Below are 16,803 nucleotides of genomic sequence, written 5' to 3' on the forward strand. Positions count from 1 at the left end.
CAATAAATGAAAGCCCTTTTCATTCATACATCATTCAAAATAAGAAGCTATCCGCCTCTCAAATTTTTTGTCTTCCTCACCAAACTCATGAAATCAAACCCGCATCTCACGGTATTAGTTCTTAAGATCACGCCCCCCTACCGAGTATCTGACGGCATCCTTACCCTAGAAACTCAAATGGCTTGTTTATCCTTCAGCTCCAAAATCATGAGATAAGGCAGAAAAAAGCGATGCCTTAAACAAAATATTCTAAAGAAAGCTAAGTTACTCGCATAAAGAAACAGAAAATGGCTGTGTCTTAGGTCACATTTTAAAACTTGAGCACGATCATAACTTATTTGCATAAACCTAAACACCTATAATTTGCACCACCCTCTGCAAAACCAAAAGTGAGAAATCCTCATAACCTCTTTTCCGAAAATTTTAAAAATACTAAACGAAACCTCTTAAACTTCTCAGCTATCTCGATACCAGTTCATTTTTTTGGAAGAATGGAAGTTTAAGCTGTTTTTGGCATCAACCTTCTTTTTTGTTCTTTTGTTTGTTAGCAGATATACTATTCACTTCCCCGCCTCGTTTTAAATTAAATCTTAAGAATCGTCGGGCAATATATTTCATTTGTCCTCCTCTTCACATCTCAGAAGACGAAGATTTTGAACAAAATTCAGTCTGCAAGCAATCTCATTCTAACGGGTTCCATTTAACTTCTCCTTAACAGGATTTACTTCCATAAGACTCGACAAGAAAGATTTAAAAATATTCATTATGCATTCTCAAAACATTTAATGCCTCAAGAAGGCTTATATGCCTATCATATCTCATATGATGTGGTGCGCTATAAGAAACGTTCACCTCTAGTGGTATGCTCCACTTAACGAACAAAGCGTTTTCTAAAATAGAGCAGCAAATAATGCTAAACTTTTCCCATTCATGTTTCGCTTCATCCAAGTGGAAAGCATCACGAACAAACATGCCCCAATTGATAAAGCTTAATCGCGTGAAAGAGCGACAACAGGGTCAAGCCGTGAAGCTTGCCGCGCTGGAGAAAAGCCAAAACATATTCCAATGAGTGTTGAAAAAGTAAGAGACATAATGATCGATTCAATAGTATAAACCAAATGGATAGGTGCCTTAAACAGAAGAAATAAGCCACCGATAGAAAGCCCAAGCAAGATCCCCAAACCACCACCAATCACACAAACCAAAATCGCTTCAATGAGAAATTGCTGTAAAATATCACTTTGCCGTGCACCAACTGCCATACGCACGCCGATTTCATTGATCCGCTCAGAAACAGTAACCAACATAATATTCATCACCCCAATACCCCCCACAATCAGGGAAATAGCTGCAATTGAAGAAATTAAAAGTGTTAAAATATTTGTACTCTCCATAACACGTTCACGGAAGAATTCAGAATTTCTAATGAAAAAGTCCTCCCCGCCATGCCGCATAATGAGAAAACGTTTTATCATGGTCTCCGCTAAATGTGAATCAATATCATCAGCAATTCTAACAGTAATTGCACGAACTTCTGTTGTGCCAAGAAAACGTGTCTGCACTGTTGTATAGGGCAAATAAAGCTGTAACGTATTTGATGTATCTCCACTTGCATTATTTTGCGAATCAACAACACCAATAATACGCGCTGGAACATTCCCCACATGCACCACCTTTCCAAGGGGGCTTTCATAGCTATGGGGGAAAAGAACAGACAATGCTTCTTTCTCGATCACGAGATCAACCGCCCGATCATGGACACTTTTTTGATCAAAAAACTGTCCTTTGAAAACTTTGAGCCCCTGTGTCTGAAAAAATTGTTCTCCCACCCCCGCAATGACGGCATTGACTTCAACTGCACCAAAACGCACTTTCGAGCTTGCTGAAATCTGTGGTGTTACACCAGAAACATAAGGTAATCCAGACAAGGCTTCTGCATCAGCTTCAACCAAACTGGTTATTTTTTCTGCTTGTGGATCAGAAAAACTTTTACCAGGAAAAATGGTTAATGTATTAGTACCCAAACTTTTAAAATTTTCCAGAATTTTCTCTCGTGTACCATTCCCTAAAGCCACCATAGCAATAATCGCCCCAATACCGATAATCACCCCAAGCATTGTTAGAAAAGTCCGCATACGATGTGCATTCATTGCCAACAGAGCCATCACAAACGCCTCACGGAATCGCTCAAAAAAAGAACGAAAAAAGCCCAGTTTTTGTTGGCCTTTTAGATTTTGTTGTTCCTGAAGAGATTTTCTACCAACTTTTGTTTTTGCAACCCTTGACCGCTTATCAGCAATAATTTCCCCATCACTGATTTCGATAATACGCTCTGCTCTTTCAGCCACCTGCATATCATGGGTTACAATGATAATAGTACGCCCTTCTTGATGAAGTTCATCCAAAATATGCAATACTTCTTGCCCACTCTTTTTGTCCAATGCACCAGTTGGTTCATCTGCAAGAATGACCTCCGCATTATTCATGAGCGCCCGAGCAATAGAAACACGTTGTTGCTGACCACCGGAAAGCTGATTTGGACGATGATTTATCCGATCACCCATGCCCAAACGCGTTAAAAGATCCTGTGCACGCTTTTTTCTTGCTTCCACGGCACATCCCGCATAAATAGCCGGAATTTCAACATTACCAAGAGCTGTCAATTCATTCAACAAATGGTAGCGCTGAAAAATAAAACCAAAATGATTACGTCGTAAAGCCGACAATTCATCCGCAGAAAGAGAAGCTGTTTCTTTACCAGAGATCCAATAACGGCCAGAAGTTGGACGATCAAGACAGCCTAAAATATTCATCAAGGTAGATTTACCTGAACCGGAAGCACCTACAATTGCCACCATTTCACCACGTTTAATGGTAAGATTGATGTTTTTCAAAACGGTAACAAACGTTTCGCCCGCAGGAAATTTGCGCACAATATTTTCCAAGACGAAGACAGCATCTGCTTGATTTGTGCTCATGCTTTAACTCTCGTCTTCGCTATGCATGTTAGAAGACTCTGGCATCACTCCATCAGACGAACTGGTGATGACGACATCACCCTCGTTAAGTCCTGAAATAATCTCTGCCATAACCTTATTATTCAACCCAACACTCACCTGTTTAGTAACCACCTTATTTTCCCCCACCAAAACAGAAACCCATGCTTTACGCTCTCTTGTCTCATCGCGTAAAGCATCACTTGGAACCAACAAGACATTCTGCGCGCGCCCTAAGATAATATGAACTTGAGCAGTCATATAGGTTCGCAAAAAATTGTCCGCATTATCAACATGTAGAATTCCATTGTAATAGATAGCCGATGATATTAAAGCACTAGAACCACTCACCATACCAGGATTAATACTCACATCAGCACGAATTGCTTCAGGAGCCGGCTCTACTTTTTCTAAAACGCCTTCATAACGACGCTGTGAATTACCTAAAACTGTAAAATAAAGTGGTTGTCCAGCTCGGACTTTAAGAATATCTGCTTCTGAGATTTGCGCCTTGATCGTCATCTTTGATAAATCACCCAAAATAACAATTGTTGGCGCCGACTGAACCGCATTCACATTCTGCCCTTCTTCCACAACTGTTGCCAAAACCGTTCCCGCTGAAGGGGCAGTGATGCGTGTATAACCTAAATTAACCTCTGCACTCTCCACATCAATTTGTGCTTGCACAATCTGCTGACGAAGTTGTTCAATTTGCGCCTCGCGTATTTTCACCTGTGTCGCAGCCTCATCGAGGTTCGCCCGTGAAATCGCACGTGTTTCGATCATTTTTTTCTGACGCTCTAAATTTTTCTGTGCAAGAGAAAGATAGGCTTCTTGTTCTACCAAATTCGCATAATAATGCGATAATGCTGCTTTTTTTCTTTTTAAATCATTTTCCTGATCTGTAGGATCAATTTCTGCCAAGAGATCGCCTTCTTTCACAACACTCCCAGGGGAAACACGCATTGACACCACACGCCCTGTTGCACGCGCACCAACAGCCACCAACCGGTAAGGACGTACAAGACCAGAAGCTAAAACACTTTCCTCAATATCCCCACGCTTCACCACCGCTGTTATATAAGTTGGAGTAGATGTTCCAAAAAAAACAGAACGTAACCATAACAACAAGAGAATGAGAAATATAGCAGTTAAAAAGAAGGAAAGTTTTTTATGTTTTGTAATGAAATTTTTGAGTAAGTTTTTTTTCATTTCCCTACCTTTGCACGCGAACGAGGTGCATTATCAACGACTTCTGGACGCGATACATCAACAACGCCATCCCAGCCTCCCCCCAATGCTTTCATCAACGTGATATATTGCGTAACCAAAGAAACACGGCTATCTTTAAGCGCCATTTGTGCAGAATAATAAGAGCGATCAGCATTTAACAATTCAAGAAAACTAGTATTTCCATTCTCAAAAAGGCTCCGTGAAAGTTTTAAGGAATGAAGAGAAGCTTTATTCGCAACGATTAGCTTTTCTAAGCGTTGATGTTCCTTCGTTAATCTTACAAGCGCATTTTCTACATCTTCTAAAGCTTCCAACACAGCAGCTCGATAAGTAATAAAAGCTTGATCACGCTGCGCGCGCGCTACCACAATAGAAGCCTCGACCTGACCTCCATTAAAAAGAGGAAAACGAAGACCAGGTCCAAAAGACCAGCCAATCGTTGAATTTTTCCATAATTGATCAATTGCCGTTGCTGCTGTTGAAATATTACCTGTTAAAGTAAGTGATGGATAACGATCTGCTTCACGTTGACCAATCCGTGCTGTCGCTTGCGCATATTGACGCTCTGCCCGTCGTAAATCCGGACGTGTTAACAAAATATCAGCTGGAATTCCTGCTGGTATCGGCCAGCGTGGTTGTGGAATCTTTGCATGCTTAGCATTTTTTTGTAAAAGATCCTTCAATGCCGTAGGCACACGACCAGTTAAGACAGAGAGGCGATGAACGCTCATTGCTACATTCGCTTCCATCTGTGATATATCTGCCTCTGTATTTGCCATCTGCGCTTGCGCATTTGAAACATCAAGCTCAGAAACATCACCAGCTGTTAATCTAGCGCGCATCAGTTCATAAGTTTTACGTTGTGAGACAGCAATTTGCCGCACAATAAACAACTTTTGTTGCCAACCACGCATTTGCACATAATTTGTTGCCACATCTCCTAGTAATGTCACCATGGTAGCACGCATATCTTCCACAGCCGCATCAAGGCCATAACGCGCTGCTTCAACCGCACGTTTATGCCCACCAAAAAAATCCAGCTCCCAGCTTGCATCAAAACCACTACTATACTGGTTTAACAATGCATCAGACTGTCCAGAACGACTACGGGTTCCTGAAATTGAATTGGACACATTTGGCAAAAGAGTTCCCACAACCTGCCCTAAACCCGCACGCGCCTCACGTACCCGAGCTTTGGCAACTGCAACATTATTATTTCCAGAAATAGCATAATCCATTAACGCATCTAGAACAGGGTCATTCAAATGCCGCCACCATCCGGCAAGCGCAACGGACTGCCCTGCAGTCTGTGCAGATTTTTCTCCCCAAACTGCTGGAACACGAAAAGATGTTTTCTGGTAATTAGGACCAACCATACATCCTGACAAAAGCAAACACAACAAGACACTAGAAAATAATCCACGAGAAGCGCCCCATTTGAGATTTCTGATATACATCCAGTCTCCCGCATTCTTTCAGAATCATTATTTAATATTAATACTTTATTTACCTCTTATTTCAAACTTGGCGTGAAAAATCAAATACAGTTTGCACAGGAATATGATCTGAAGGACGTTCCCATCCGCGCGCATCACGAAAAATAGAAAGATCTACAACAAAAGGTGCTAAATCTTGAGAAGACCAAACATGATCAAGCCGCCGCCCATAATCGGTAAATGCCCAATCGCGAGCACGATAACTCCACCATGTATAAAGCTTGGTAGGAACAGGAATATGCAACCGCATCAGATCAACCCATCCACCTTGACAACACAAATCCTGTAAACGCTCGGTTTCAATGGGAGTATGGCTTACAACCTTCAACAATTGCTGATGAGACCAAACATCCTCTGCCAAAGGAGCAATATTTAAATCTCCCACCAAAAGAGAAGAAAGACCATCGCCGTGATCCGCACGAATGGAAGACATTTCTTCTAAAAAATCAAGCTTATGACGAAATTTTTCATTCACATCAGCATCAGGGATATCTCCCCCAGCAGGAACATAAAAATTATGAATCCGCAAGCTTCTCCCATGGGCTTCCACAATAACTGAGATATAACGGCAATCTTGGTTTTGACAAAAAAAACGTTTTTCTACCTTTTTAAAAGGCAAACGAGAAACAATAGCCACCCCGTTATAAGATTTTTGTCCACTCAATGCGATATGCTTATAACCCGCTGCTTCAAAAGCCTCCACTGGAAATAAAGCATCTGGACATTTTGTTTCCTGTAGACACAAAACATCTGCGGAAAAGAGTTCCAAATACTGAAAAACCTGTGCAAGACGCAAACGAATAGAATTAATATTCCAAGTCGCAATACGAAAGAACATTTGTTTTAATCCAAATAACGTAACACTCTTTCTTCATTTCTTCGAAGGAAGCGTGAACATCCCATTAGCGAACCGGACGTCTGTCCGCACATTCATAACCTGCACAGTAGTTTCCAAATTTTGTTGGTCAACAATTGTCCACTGCCGCAAAGCAGAGCCTTTAGAATCAAAAACCATCCTTATTTGCCCTGCCCCAATCGTTTTATCACGCAGAACAATCGTCACAGCCCCTGGATCTTCGCGAAATGCCAACAAGCGCCCAGAAGATACATCAATTTTATCATCCAACAAAAACTTCATTGGCGTTTGCGAAAGTTGTGAAAAGTTCCAAGTATTCAAAGCCCGATTGTTAATACCCACAAATTGGCCATCTGCAATAATTTGTAAAGGCATTTTTTTGTAAATGAAACGAATTTTCCCTGGACGCTCTAAATAAAATGTCCCCTGAGACATTTTTCCCTTTGGACTAAACTGAATAAAATCACCTGTCATTGTTTTGATTGCCGCAAAGTGATTCACAACATTTTGCGCCTTTATCACTTTATTAGATACTTGCGAAAAAACAGGAAAAGTTAAACACCAAAAGATAATAATTCCCACCAACCCAAAGATTCTTCTTTGCGGTAAAAAAGACGTTTTCATAAAAAATGCTCCCAAGCAATACTTAATTAACTTTATAATTCATAACTTAAGTGATCAACGATGAATAAATACCTATCTTTATAAGATAAAGATATTGTTTGAAAAAACTATCAAAAGATTTTCAAGAGTATTCTTCTTCGACAGCCTCCAAAACTTTTTGCTTACCCATATCATTTACTGGACTAATGATGCCTTCTTCTTCCATCCTTTCAATCAATGTTGCAGCACAGTTATAACCAATGCCTAAACGACATTGAATATAAGAAGTTGAAGCCTTACGATCACGAAGCACAATAGCAACAGCTTGACAATAGAGATCATTTGCTAAAGAAACATCCCTCTTTATTTCTTGCGATCTCTTTCGGTATCGTTTCCAAATAACCAGTCTGCGTTTATGTTTCCGAAATCATCAAATTTTCCTGCTTATCTGCTGATTTTCTAAACGCATAATATATTCTTTCCCACCCCTAATCTATGAAGCAACATAAATTATAGTCAATACATAATGGATTAAGGACTAAACATATTACTCGCGAACCTGAAAGCTCTTTTAAGTGTCAAAAATGCTTTTTTGACTTCCTTCCCACCCAAAAGAATAAAAATCTTCATCCGAACCACTCTGTAAACAGTTTGGAGTTTAGCAAATTTCACTTAGCTTCCCACCCCATATAATTCATTTATATTAAGACTCGACAGATCAGCCTTGCCCTAAATATTTAGAGCGCACTTAAAAAGACACTTAAATACCAAACCTTACATGCTTTTACCCCCCTCTACACTCGCAATGACATTATTTTATACCAAGATATTGATTTATAATAATTTATCTTTTTAACTTAAATCATAACGCCAAAGACAATAAGATTCTCTCATCACATACTCTTTCATATTGAATCAATTCAAATCATTTGCTTGCACGTTACAAGCAAGGTTGGTGTATGGATAAAAGTTATATAAGATAAAGAATCCCCTTATAAGGAGTCTCAAGTACCAAGGAGCTATCGCAAATTGAGAGCTGGTATATGAAAATGCAGACTTTCTACGATACAGTAGGATAAACACTTGTTTTATAAGGTATTATAAAAAACAACTATAAATATTTTTCAAAAGCGTTCTTCTTCAGCCGGCACTAAAATTTCTCGTTTCCCTGCGTGATTTGCTGGACTAATGATACCTTCTTCTTCCATCCTCTCAATCAATGTCGCAGCGCGGTTATAACCAATGCCTAAACGGCGTTGAATATAAGAGGTTGAAGCCTTACGATCACGAAGCACAGTAGCAACAGCTTGACTATAGGGATCATCTTCTGAAGGAGACGACAAAGAAACATCAGCACCATCCTCTTCAACTTCTTGCGTAATTGTTTCTAAATAATCAGGTCGTGCTTGCTCTTTGAGATGCGCAACAACCTGCTCCACTTCATCATCCGCAACAAAAGGCCCATGCACACGCTGAATACGTCCTCCTCCCATCATAAAGAGCATATCTCCTTGTCCCAATAATTGCTCGGCTCCCTGTTCGCCTAAAATTGTTCGGCTATCAATTTTGGAACTCACAGAAAAAGAAATGCGTGTAGGAAAATTGGCTTTGATCGTCCCAGTAATAACATCGACGGAAGGACGCTGTGTCGCCATAATTACATGGATACCGGCAGCACGTGCCATTTGTGCTAAACGTTGAACCGCTCCTTCAATATCTTTCCCAGCAACCATCATCAAATCAGCCATTTCATCAATAATGACAACAATATAGGGCATAGGACTAAAATCAAGTGTTTCCGTTTCATAAAGAGGCTCACCGGTCTCGCGATCAAATCCAACTTGAATTGTCCGCACCATTGTCTCTCCCTGACTTGCAGCTTCCCTAAGACGTGCATTAAACCCATCAATATTACGAACGCCTAGTTTTGACATTTTACTATAGCGCTCTTCCATTTCACGAACAGCCCACTTTAAAGCAATCACGGCTTTTTTAGGATCTGTCACCACGGGTGTTAATAAATGGGGAATGCCATCATAAACCGAAAGCTCAAGCATTTTCGGGTCCACCATAATGAGACGACATTGTTCAGGTGTCATACGATAAAGCAATGATAAAATCATTGTATTGATAGCAACAGACTTTCCTGATCCTGTTGTACCAGCAACCAAAAGATGGGGCATTTTTGCTAAATCTGCAACAACAGCTTCTCCTCCGATTGTCTTACCCAAAGCAAGTCCTAGCTTTGCTTTGCTGTCAATAAATTCTTGCGCCTGCAACATTTCTCGTAAATAAACCATCTCACGCTTTGCATTAGGCAATTCTATTCCAATAACATTACGTCCTGGAACCACCGCAACACGCGCCGAAATCGCACGCATCGAGCGTGCAATATCATCTGCCAAACCAATGATACGGGAAGACTTAATACCTGCAGCCGGTTCAAATTCATACAAAGTTACTACCGGTCCAGGACAAGCATCTATAATTTTTCCTTTGACCCCAAAATCTAACAAAACCCCTTCAAGTTCCTGAGAATTTGCTCTTAAAACAGCAGGAGAAAGTTTTGCATCCCTAACAGACGGTGGTGGAACCGAAAGATAATCTACAAGAGGAAGAACAAAACCACCATTTGAAGAAGCTGTTAAAGACTTTCGATTTTTAACAGGAGAAACATAGGCTTTATTTTGATTTTTCTCACACTTTACTTTTTCACCCAAAAAAGTTGGCTCAATCCGATCAAATGGCTTTCCTTGCCCTTTACTCTGAAAACGCCTTTTGAAACAAAATAAACGAAAAAAACGCGCTTGTAAAAAATAAAAAAGATGCAAAAGAGCGCCACAAGTTGTCGCAAAAAAACCATGATTTTCACGATCCTCCTCTGCGGCATATTCCGTATCTTCTTCCAACTCAAAGACTGGATTAACGATTTCGTCTTTTGGAATGCTTTTTTCTTTTCTTTTCTTTGTTCGACGCCGCCATATCACATTACCAGCAAAAGCAGCGGTGAAAAAACCTAAAAGAATAAAAACAACACTGAAAAACACCGTGTAAGGAGGAGAAAGAAAAAGAGGAAAGACTGAAGAAGCAACACTTAAAACTTTATCTCCTAAAACCCCTCCCAATCCCATTGGCAATGGCCAATAAGTAAAAGAAGCAACAGGTGACATAAGGGCAAAAGCAATTAAAAAACAAATCGTTGATAGCACCCATAAAAAAAAGCGCAAAGTCAAATTGTAGATATTCTTTTGCGCCAACAAGAGAAAAGACCAAAATAACGGTGGCAACAAAACAGAAAGACTTGCCAAGCCAAAAAACTGCATAATAAAATCTGAAAAAATTGCCCCCATCCACCCCATAAGGTTTGTAACCTCATTTGTACTTGCATGGGTTAAAGATGGATCCGCAACATTCCACGTCGCCAAAGCAAACACACAAAAAATAATAAAGCCCAAAAGCCCAAGCCCAATAAATACCCCTATCTGACGTAAAAACATCTCAATAAGACGCGAACCTTGAGAATTTCGCACTTCTAATGAATCATAAGGAGAAGAACTTCGGTGCATCTATCAATTCCAAATACAAAAATTTCATATTTTAAAGAGTTATAACTCCCTCTCTCTCTTAAAAAAGCATGAAGCTTAAACTCTGTGCCGATTTGTAAACAAATAGCCTGTAAACAATCCGACTTCTTATCTAGCGCGTTCTACCTTCTAACCACTTCATATCATTCATATACCACCACCCTAAGAGACAATCCTTCATAAGGCGCACAAAAAGCTCTCCCTGAATATTTATCAAACGATCAACCAAAAAACACCTCATGTGTAAAGTGTTACATGGGTGCTATAGGCACCTTCCTAAACAGATGATGTTTTTTACGCTACATCATGATAACGGCAAAATATGAATACTGTTTTAACCATCACGAATGACCACAATTTTTTATCTACCATACTAACGAAATGTCCCCCTTCAGGACAGGTATACTGAAGTAACTCACACAACTTAAAAAATACACGACATCTTTGTTTATTTTTAGTTTTCTTTTTTATCAACCAAGTGTAAAAAGAATTGAAGATGATATTCAAAGAAAAGCTTATCCGATAAATCTGTAAAATGAATCACATAAATGATTAAGCAGAAAAACTCTGAAAAATTAATCTACCATAAGATTGGCACTAAAAAGGAACCTCATTTTTATAAAAAAAGAGAGAGAAAAGTAAAAGTTAAGTTATTTTAGGCAATGTAAAAAGATATTCTTTTTAAAAGAAAGCAAACTGTAAACAATGGAAGAAGTATTGTGTGTTCTAATCGCAATAAAGACGTACAACCCAATAAAAAAATTAAATCTCATAAAACTAAACAATGTGATCTGCTCATTGCCGGAGGGGCAGCTGTCGGTTTAACCTTAGCGATAGCACTCAAGCAAACAGCCCCTACTCTGAAAATAAAAATCGTTGATGCTGCTCCACAAGGAGATCCCCCTGCTTCTAACATACGAACCATTGCCCTTGCTGCTGCTTCTATTCGTATGTTAAAACAATTACAATGTTGGGAACCTATAAAACCCTATGCGCAACCCATTCATTCAATGATCATCACAGATGCAAGCACTAGTGATCCTGTCAAACCCACCCTTTTAACCTTTGAAGGCGACATTACCCCCGGTGAGCCCTTTGCTGCTATGGTAGAGCATAGAGAACTCATCAACACTTTAAAAAAACGTGTCAAAGATCTCAATATCCCTGTTATTACAAACACGCGTGTCATTGATTTTCATCAAGAACACCAACATACAACCGTCACTTTAAATAATGAAGAGGTTTGGCAAACAAAATTGCTTATTGCAGCTGACGGAGCCCATTCGAAATTACGCCAAAAAGCTGGTCTGAAAAAATTTTCTCATCCCTATAAACAAACAGCAATCATCTGCACAGTTGAACATGAAAAACCCCATAATGGTCAAGCAATTCAACATTTTTTACCTGCCGGTCCTTTTGCTCTTCTCCCTCTCAAAGGCAACCGATCCGCCATTGTGTGGAATGAAGATCATAAAACTGCGCAATATTATCTCAAAGCTGATGCACTTATTTTTGAAACAGAACTCGAAAGACGCATTGGCCATCGGTTAGGCAAACTCTCTTGGGATGGCGAACGTCAAGCTTTTCCTTTGAGTCTTTCTTTAACACGTCAATGCGTTAAACCACGTTTTGCTCTCGTTGGCGATGCCGCACATACCATCCACCCCATTGCAGGACAAGGACTCAATTTAGGATTACGCGATAGCGCTGCCCTCGCTGAAGTGATTATTGAAACAGCACGACTAGGTCTTGACATTGGCTCCCTCACGGCTTTAGAGCGCTATCAAAGCTGGAGACGTTTTGAAATTGTCCGTATGGCTTTAAGCAATGATTGGCTTAATAAACTCTTTTCTAATGATAGCCTTCTTTTACGGATGCTCCGCGATACCGGCCTTGGAATCATTAATCAAGCGCCAAAAATAAAAAAATACTTCATTCAAGAAGCTGCCGGACTCACTCCAAATGCCCCACGTCTTCTACACGGCTTCCCACTTTAAGAAAAAATTCATACTATTTTACAACCTTTGCCTTCCTCCTTCAAAGAACAAAAAATTCCTATTTCATCCAATCTGTTTACAAACCGGATTCCTGTCGAGTAATTTTTTCTTGACTTCCTCCTCCCATATTTCACTCAACATAAGACTCGACAAGCAAGCTACATTATGAGAATATTCACTACGCACTGAAAAAAACGTTTAATGTCTCAAAGAGGTTGTTGCTTTATATCACCACACCTTAAAAGAAGCCATTTCACAGCATAATAAAATAAACAAGACTTTTTAGCACACAACACTTTTATTTATAATAATAAGTTCATTGTTCTCATATTGAGTGAGAAATCTAAAGATCATAAAATACCCTTATTTCAAATCTCTCTCATGTTGAAGCAATCAAAATCATTCGCTTGCACATCACAAGCGAAAGTGTCGTATAAATAAAACAATTAAACAAAGCGACAAAAGCCTCCCTCTCTCAAGAACTAAGGACTTTAGCAATATTGGAGGCGAGTAAAGTGTATAAGGACGCCGGCTTATACTTTTTATTGAAGTAAAAATGGTGGTGTACAATGAATTTTATATGATCATAGGGGCTTTTACGTTATACTATTCACGAGAAGCGCCATAAAATAAGCTTAGTTGCATTGAAAAATTTTTCTTTTAAAAAAGCGCGTAAATTGGAAACACAAATGCATTCCGTTTGGGGCATTCTGTTTCTCAGACAAACCCTTTAACTTATTGTGGAATACCACACAATTTTAGAAAAAATATTCCGATATATAACAAAATGTTCCGCACTCTATACCATCACACACAATTGTAAACCTGCATACACCCCCTATTTCACACCATAAAAGAAGATAAACCGCAATAGAAATGATCCAATCCTTTTATTTTCAAATACACTCTTTATTCATTATTCATAAACGCTCATAAATGAATTTTAATCACAAACGCTCAGAAATATGTCATAAATTCTATAAAACCCATAACAGCCATAGAAATTTTCCATTTTCTACACACTCACTCATCTCAACTAACGATAAATAAAGTAAATGCCTCATATATAATCTTACAGAAAAAAGCCCAAACAAAATATATAACATCAGGCTTGTTCTACAGAACTGTATTTCAAAAATATAAGTATGCTAATTTATTAACATATTAATTGATAAAATTATCATTTTACATATTGAGTTAAAATCCCTATGCAATAAATTATTCTCATTTCGACCATTTTTGTAAATAATCAATAAAACTCTTTATTTACATAGACTAAAAAGAGCAACGTTAATGAAACGATAAAAAGAAGTAAAATACCCCCCTCTCTCAAATGCCAAAAGCAATTACAATATTTCAACCTGGCATCATCATTATGCTTGCCAGATTATGACAACAAGACCTTTTGCATTTAAATAAATTTGTTCACGCTCCCTATTGTCGTATTTGGTAACTCAATACTTTAATATATTTGTTCAGTATGTTTATACAATCAAATTACCCAAAAGAGCATACTTCTTGCATTTACATTCCTTAGTATTCCCTTATCTTGTAAATATCGCACACGTGTTACGTTACTTCGAGTTCATCAAGTGTATACCCATTCTCCAACCACTCTTTAATCCACTTAGGTCTACGTCCACGCCCATTCCATAATTCCCATTGGTTATTGGGATTTCTATAATGGCGCTCTTTGCTCACAAGATCAGCGATATCAATTCCATGGGCATTAGCAATTTCAAGAATTTTTCGTCGCGCATTTTGCTTTTCCTTTGCTTGCCGTTTTTTTAATTCCACATCGATTTGTATACGCATCTCTTGTAGCTCATCAAAATTCATATTCTTGAGATCATTCACCTTAATTACTCCCCTTGCAAAAAAGAATTTCTTTTTGCCATATTTTAAACACAATTATAGACAATTTCTGTCCATTTATTATCGAAATTAAAATTACGATACATATATCACTTTGACGGAGATGTGCTTTGAGCCACAAAGAACTGTTTATTGGTATATCAACCACCACCACTGCATCTTTTTTCAGTTCAATTACTGGAACTACTAAATGCAGTGCTCAAACACCATCACACCTCTCTGACTCTCATGAATCAGTAGTCAAAAGTAAATATAAATCGTCACTCTATAAATTATGGCAATACGCAACAAAGAACAAGCCCTCTCTGTATAATGATAGTGTAGTTCATTATAACAGTAAAACCTCCCCTTACACACAACGGCTTTTTACTTCGTATAAATTTTTTTTGAAAAAATTTTTGCAACTAGAGAATTATATAAAACAAGCAGCTTCAATACAGTATCAAAGATTATTATTTTTTAAAAGCAGCGCCTTTTTTCGTGATTCCAATAATATTGGTTGGCGTAATGTGCTCTGTTTTATTCAACACTTTTATCTCGTTGGTTGGATATTCGCATATATTAGAAATCTTCTTAGAAGAGAACAAAGCAATAATCACAAGGAATATTCTAAGCTAAACAATCTCATTCTGCAAATTTATAAAATCAAAAGACAACGAGAAAAAGCACCACAAAGAATTAGCATTTGTATTAATAAAATTCTTCGTAATAAGGTGTATTGCTAATGATTGTTCCAGATTTCACATTTTTTGCTGCTGCATACATATCCAATACGCCCCCCATAGCATTTTCAGTTATCGCCAAACAAGAAGAGCGGGACAATGTCTATGTAATAGATGATAAAGATAACTTGTTCTATCAATCATCTCAGCTTAAGGAAACAATCGCAACAGCTGAACAGAGTGAACATAATTTTAACATAATTTTAGGGCAAATTGGTGTTGGAAATGTGAAATTGTTTTCTCTTTTTGATGCATTTGATTTTTGCAGAAATCTTACAGCTGCACAAAGCGCTTTAACTTACTGCTATGAACAAACAACATCGAAGTGCGTCTTTGAAAAAGCGACTTTGCAGTCTGTGCTGAATTTTTACAATACAGAAAACTCAAGCCACACCCGTATGCAAAAAGTTACTTCATATGTTGGAGTAAAAGCTGCTGTACGAGGAAATGAAGACTTGCAGGAGCCTGTAAAGCTTAAAAAAGAAGAACCAGAACAGACAACTAAAGTAGATTCTCTTTCTCTTTATTCAAAAGGAGAAGAAGATGCATTTACACATAAAGAAAGTAGCGCCCGCGATGCTTTTTCAGCTGAAGATTTTTCTTCATCGAGAAGATCGCAGAGTGAAGACTGATATTTTCACGAAACTCCAGAAATTTGATAGGATATTATAATGAAAGGTAGATAAGAAAATGTTAAAGCTCTAATTAGTAAGATTGAACAAAATCTCTTCTAATTGAGGGCAAAGATAATGAAAATGATAGAACAAAACAGCGTTGATATAGCATTTAGTCAAAAAGCAGCACGTGAGATTACAGTCGTGATGCTTTCAGAAAGAGAATGGTATTTCACGTTTATTTCCGACGATCCAATCACCGGAAAGCCAAATAAATATACGTTACTTACACAAAGAGGAAAACTAAGAACTTGGGCTGATCCAAAATATCTTTTTAAGTTTCTTCATGAACGAGGGGTCATTTGTGGGAGTTTTAATCTTAATCAGGGTAAAGAACATGAAACAATTAAATATTCTTCACACAACAGCTCGTAATAAAATTGCTGCATTTTCTGCGGCTTTAACTGTGTTTTTTATGACAAATCCTACATGTGTCCAAGCAGCAAGTTTAAGTACTGCACAAAAAGCTTTAGAGGAACTCCAAAAAGATTTAAAAGCGATTATCCCTCTTGCTGCTGCCGTAATACTTTTGTGCTTAGCAATTGCTTATGCAGGGCGCTATATCGGAAAAGATACATTCGTACGATGGGCAATCGGGGTCGTTATCGCTGGTTCAGCAGCTGAACTTGCCAATTTATTATTTAAACCAAACTGATAAATATTTTAGACATAAAATGTTTCTTTCGGGAAATAAGAAGATTAGATTTCTGTGTTTTTATTTAGCACAATAAAAACTATATCGAAAAAAGAAATTATTTATCTAACTG

12 protein-coding genes and 1 pseudogene are annotated in these 16,803 nt (G+C 38.3%); 5 read left to right on the plus strand and 8 right to left on the minus strand.

Annotation, left to right across the window (positions count from 1 at the left end; translation table 11 throughout):
- Positions 1 to 989: 989 nt before the first annotated feature.
- From ACFILU_RS07655 to ACFILU_RS07685, 7 genes and pseudogenes are all read right to left on the minus strand, one after another.
- Positions 990 to 2,978, minus strand: a complete 1,989-nt coding sequence (locus ACFILU_RS07655; protein ID WP_273790526.1) for a MacB family efflux pump subunit — start codon at positions 2,976 to 2,978, stop codon at positions 990 to 992.
- A 3-nt stretch (positions 2,979 to 2,981) separates the two neighbouring features.
- Positions 2,982 to 4,208, minus strand: coding sequence for an efflux RND transporter periplasmic adaptor subunit (locus tag ACFILU_RS07660; protein WP_273790527.1), 1,227 nt, complete (start codon positions 4,206 to 4,208; stop codon positions 2,982 to 2,984).
- Positions 4,205 to 5,686: an efflux transporter outer membrane subunit gene (locus tag ACFILU_RS07665; protein WP_375675476.1), complete on the minus strand. Its 1,482-nt coding sequence runs from the start codon at positions 5,684 to 5,686 to the stop codon at positions 4,205 to 4,207. The genes ACFILU_RS07660 and ACFILU_RS07665 overlap by 4 nt, the downstream gene beginning before the upstream one ends.
- A gap of 61 nt (positions 5,687 to 5,747) precedes the next feature.
- Positions 5,748 to 6,563 carry an exodeoxyribonuclease III gene (locus tag ACFILU_RS07670; RefSeq protein ID WP_273790529.1) on the minus strand — a complete coding sequence of 272 codons (816 nt, stop codon included), beginning with the start codon at positions 6,561 to 6,563 and terminating at the stop codon, positions 5,748 to 5,750.
- A gap of 33 nt (positions 6,564 to 6,596) precedes the next feature.
- The gene (locus tag ACFILU_RS07675) at positions 6,597 to 7,205 is read right to left on the minus strand and encodes an outer-membrane lipoprotein carrier protein LolA (protein WP_273790530.1); all 609 of its coding nucleotides are present in this window, start codon (positions 7,203 to 7,205) and stop codon (positions 6,597 to 6,599) included.
- A gap of 121 nt (positions 7,206 to 7,326) precedes the next feature.
- Positions 7,327 to 7,585: pseudogene (locus ACFILU_RS07680) on the minus strand (DNA translocase FtsK); the annotation flags it as partial.
- A gap of 723 nt (positions 7,586 to 8,308) precedes the next feature.
- On the minus strand, positions 8,309 to 10,750 hold the full coding sequence (locus ACFILU_RS07685; protein ID WP_375675478.1) for a DNA translocase FtsK 4TM domain-containing protein: 2,442 nt from the start codon (positions 10,748 to 10,750) through the stop codon (positions 8,309 to 8,311).
- 737 nt (positions 10,751 to 11,487) lie between these two features.
- On the opposite strand from ACFILU_RS07685, the gene ACFILU_RS07690 reads away from it, so the two are divergent.
- Positions 11,488 to 12,765 carry a ubiquinone biosynthesis hydroxylase gene (locus ACFILU_RS07690; protein ID WP_375675479.1) on the plus strand — a complete coding sequence of 426 codons (1,278 nt, stop codon included), beginning with the start codon at positions 11,488 to 11,490 and terminating at the stop codon, positions 12,763 to 12,765.
- A 1,569-nt stretch (positions 12,766 to 14,334) separates the two neighbouring features.
- Here ACFILU_RS07690 and ACFILU_RS07695 read toward each other — a convergent pair.
- Complete coding sequence (locus ACFILU_RS07695) at positions 14,335 to 14,622, minus strand: H-NS family nucleoid-associated regulatory protein (RefSeq protein WP_375675481.1); 288 nt, start codon at positions 14,620 to 14,622, stop codon at positions 14,335 to 14,337.
- Positions 14,623 to 14,750: 128 nt separating this feature from the next.
- On the opposite strand from ACFILU_RS07695, the gene ACFILU_RS07700 reads away from it, so the two are divergent.
- From ACFILU_RS07700 to trwL, 4 genes are all read left to right on the plus strand, one after another.
- Entirely contained in the window at positions 14,751 to 15,365 is a 615-nt protein-coding gene (locus ACFILU_RS07700; RefSeq protein ID WP_375675483.1) for a hypothetical protein, read from the plus strand.
- Entirely contained in the window at positions 15,365 to 15,994 is a 630-nt protein-coding gene (locus ACFILU_RS07705) for a TrwN protein (RefSeq protein ID WP_375675484.1), read from the plus strand. The genes ACFILU_RS07700 and ACFILU_RS07705 overlap by 1 nt, the downstream gene beginning before the upstream one ends.
- A 117-nt stretch (positions 15,995 to 16,111) precedes the next feature.
- Entirely contained in the window at positions 16,112 to 16,411 is a 300-nt protein-coding gene (gene korA / locus ACFILU_RS07710) for a KorA family transcriptional regulator (RefSeq protein ID WP_375660677.1), read from the plus strand.
- Positions 16,374 to 16,691, plus strand: coding sequence for a VirB2 family type IV secretion system major pilin TrwL (gene trwL / locus ACFILU_RS07715; protein ID WP_375675486.1), 318 nt, complete (start codon positions 16,374 to 16,376; stop codon positions 16,689 to 16,691). Before korA ends, trwL begins: the two co-directional genes overlap by 38 nt.
- The last annotated feature ends 112 nt before the right edge of the window (positions 16,692 to 16,803 follow it).

Origin of the sequence: Bartonella sp. CL100XZDX, from assembly GCF_042195375.1 — a bacterium.
Classification (GTDB): domain Bacteria; phylum Pseudomonadota; class Alphaproteobacteria; order Rhizobiales; family Rhizobiaceae; genus Bartonella.

Excerpts from the sequence above, each read along its gene's own strand:
- ACFILU_RS07655 (WP_273790526.1), bottom strand. The coding sequence starts at position 2,978 with ATGAGCACAAATCAAGCAGATGCTGTCTTCGTCTTGGAAAATATTGTG.
- ACFILU_RS07660 (WP_273790527.1), bottom strand. The coding sequence starts at position 4,208 with ATGAAAAAAAACTTACTCAAAAATTTCATTACAAAACATAAAAAACTT.
- ACFILU_RS07665 (WP_375675476.1), bottom strand. The coding sequence starts at position 5,686 with ATGTATATCAGAAATCTCAAATGGGGCGCTTCTCGTGGATTATTTTCT.
- ACFILU_RS07670 (WP_273790529.1), bottom strand. The coding sequence starts at position 6,563 with ATGTTCTTTCGTATTGCGACTTGGAATATTAATTCTATTCGTTTGCGT.
- ACFILU_RS07675 (WP_273790530.1), bottom strand. The coding sequence starts at position 7,205 with ATGAAAACGTCTTTTTTACCGCAAAGAAGAATCTTTGGGTTGGTGGGA.
- ACFILU_RS07685 (WP_375675478.1), bottom strand. The coding sequence starts at position 10,750 with ATGCACCGAAGTTCTTCTCCTTATGATTCATTAGAAGTGCGAAATTCT.
- ACFILU_RS07705 (WP_375675484.1), top strand. The coding sequence starts at position 15,365 with ATGATTGTTCCAGATTTCACATTTTTTGCTGCTGCATACATATCCAAT.
- korA (WP_375660677.1), top strand. The coding sequence starts at position 16,112 with ATGAAAATGATAGAACAAAACAGCGTTGATATAGCATTTAGTCAAAAA.
- trwL (WP_375675486.1), top strand. The coding sequence starts at position 16,374 with ATGAAACAATTAAATATTCTTCACACAACAGCTCGTAATAAAATTGCT.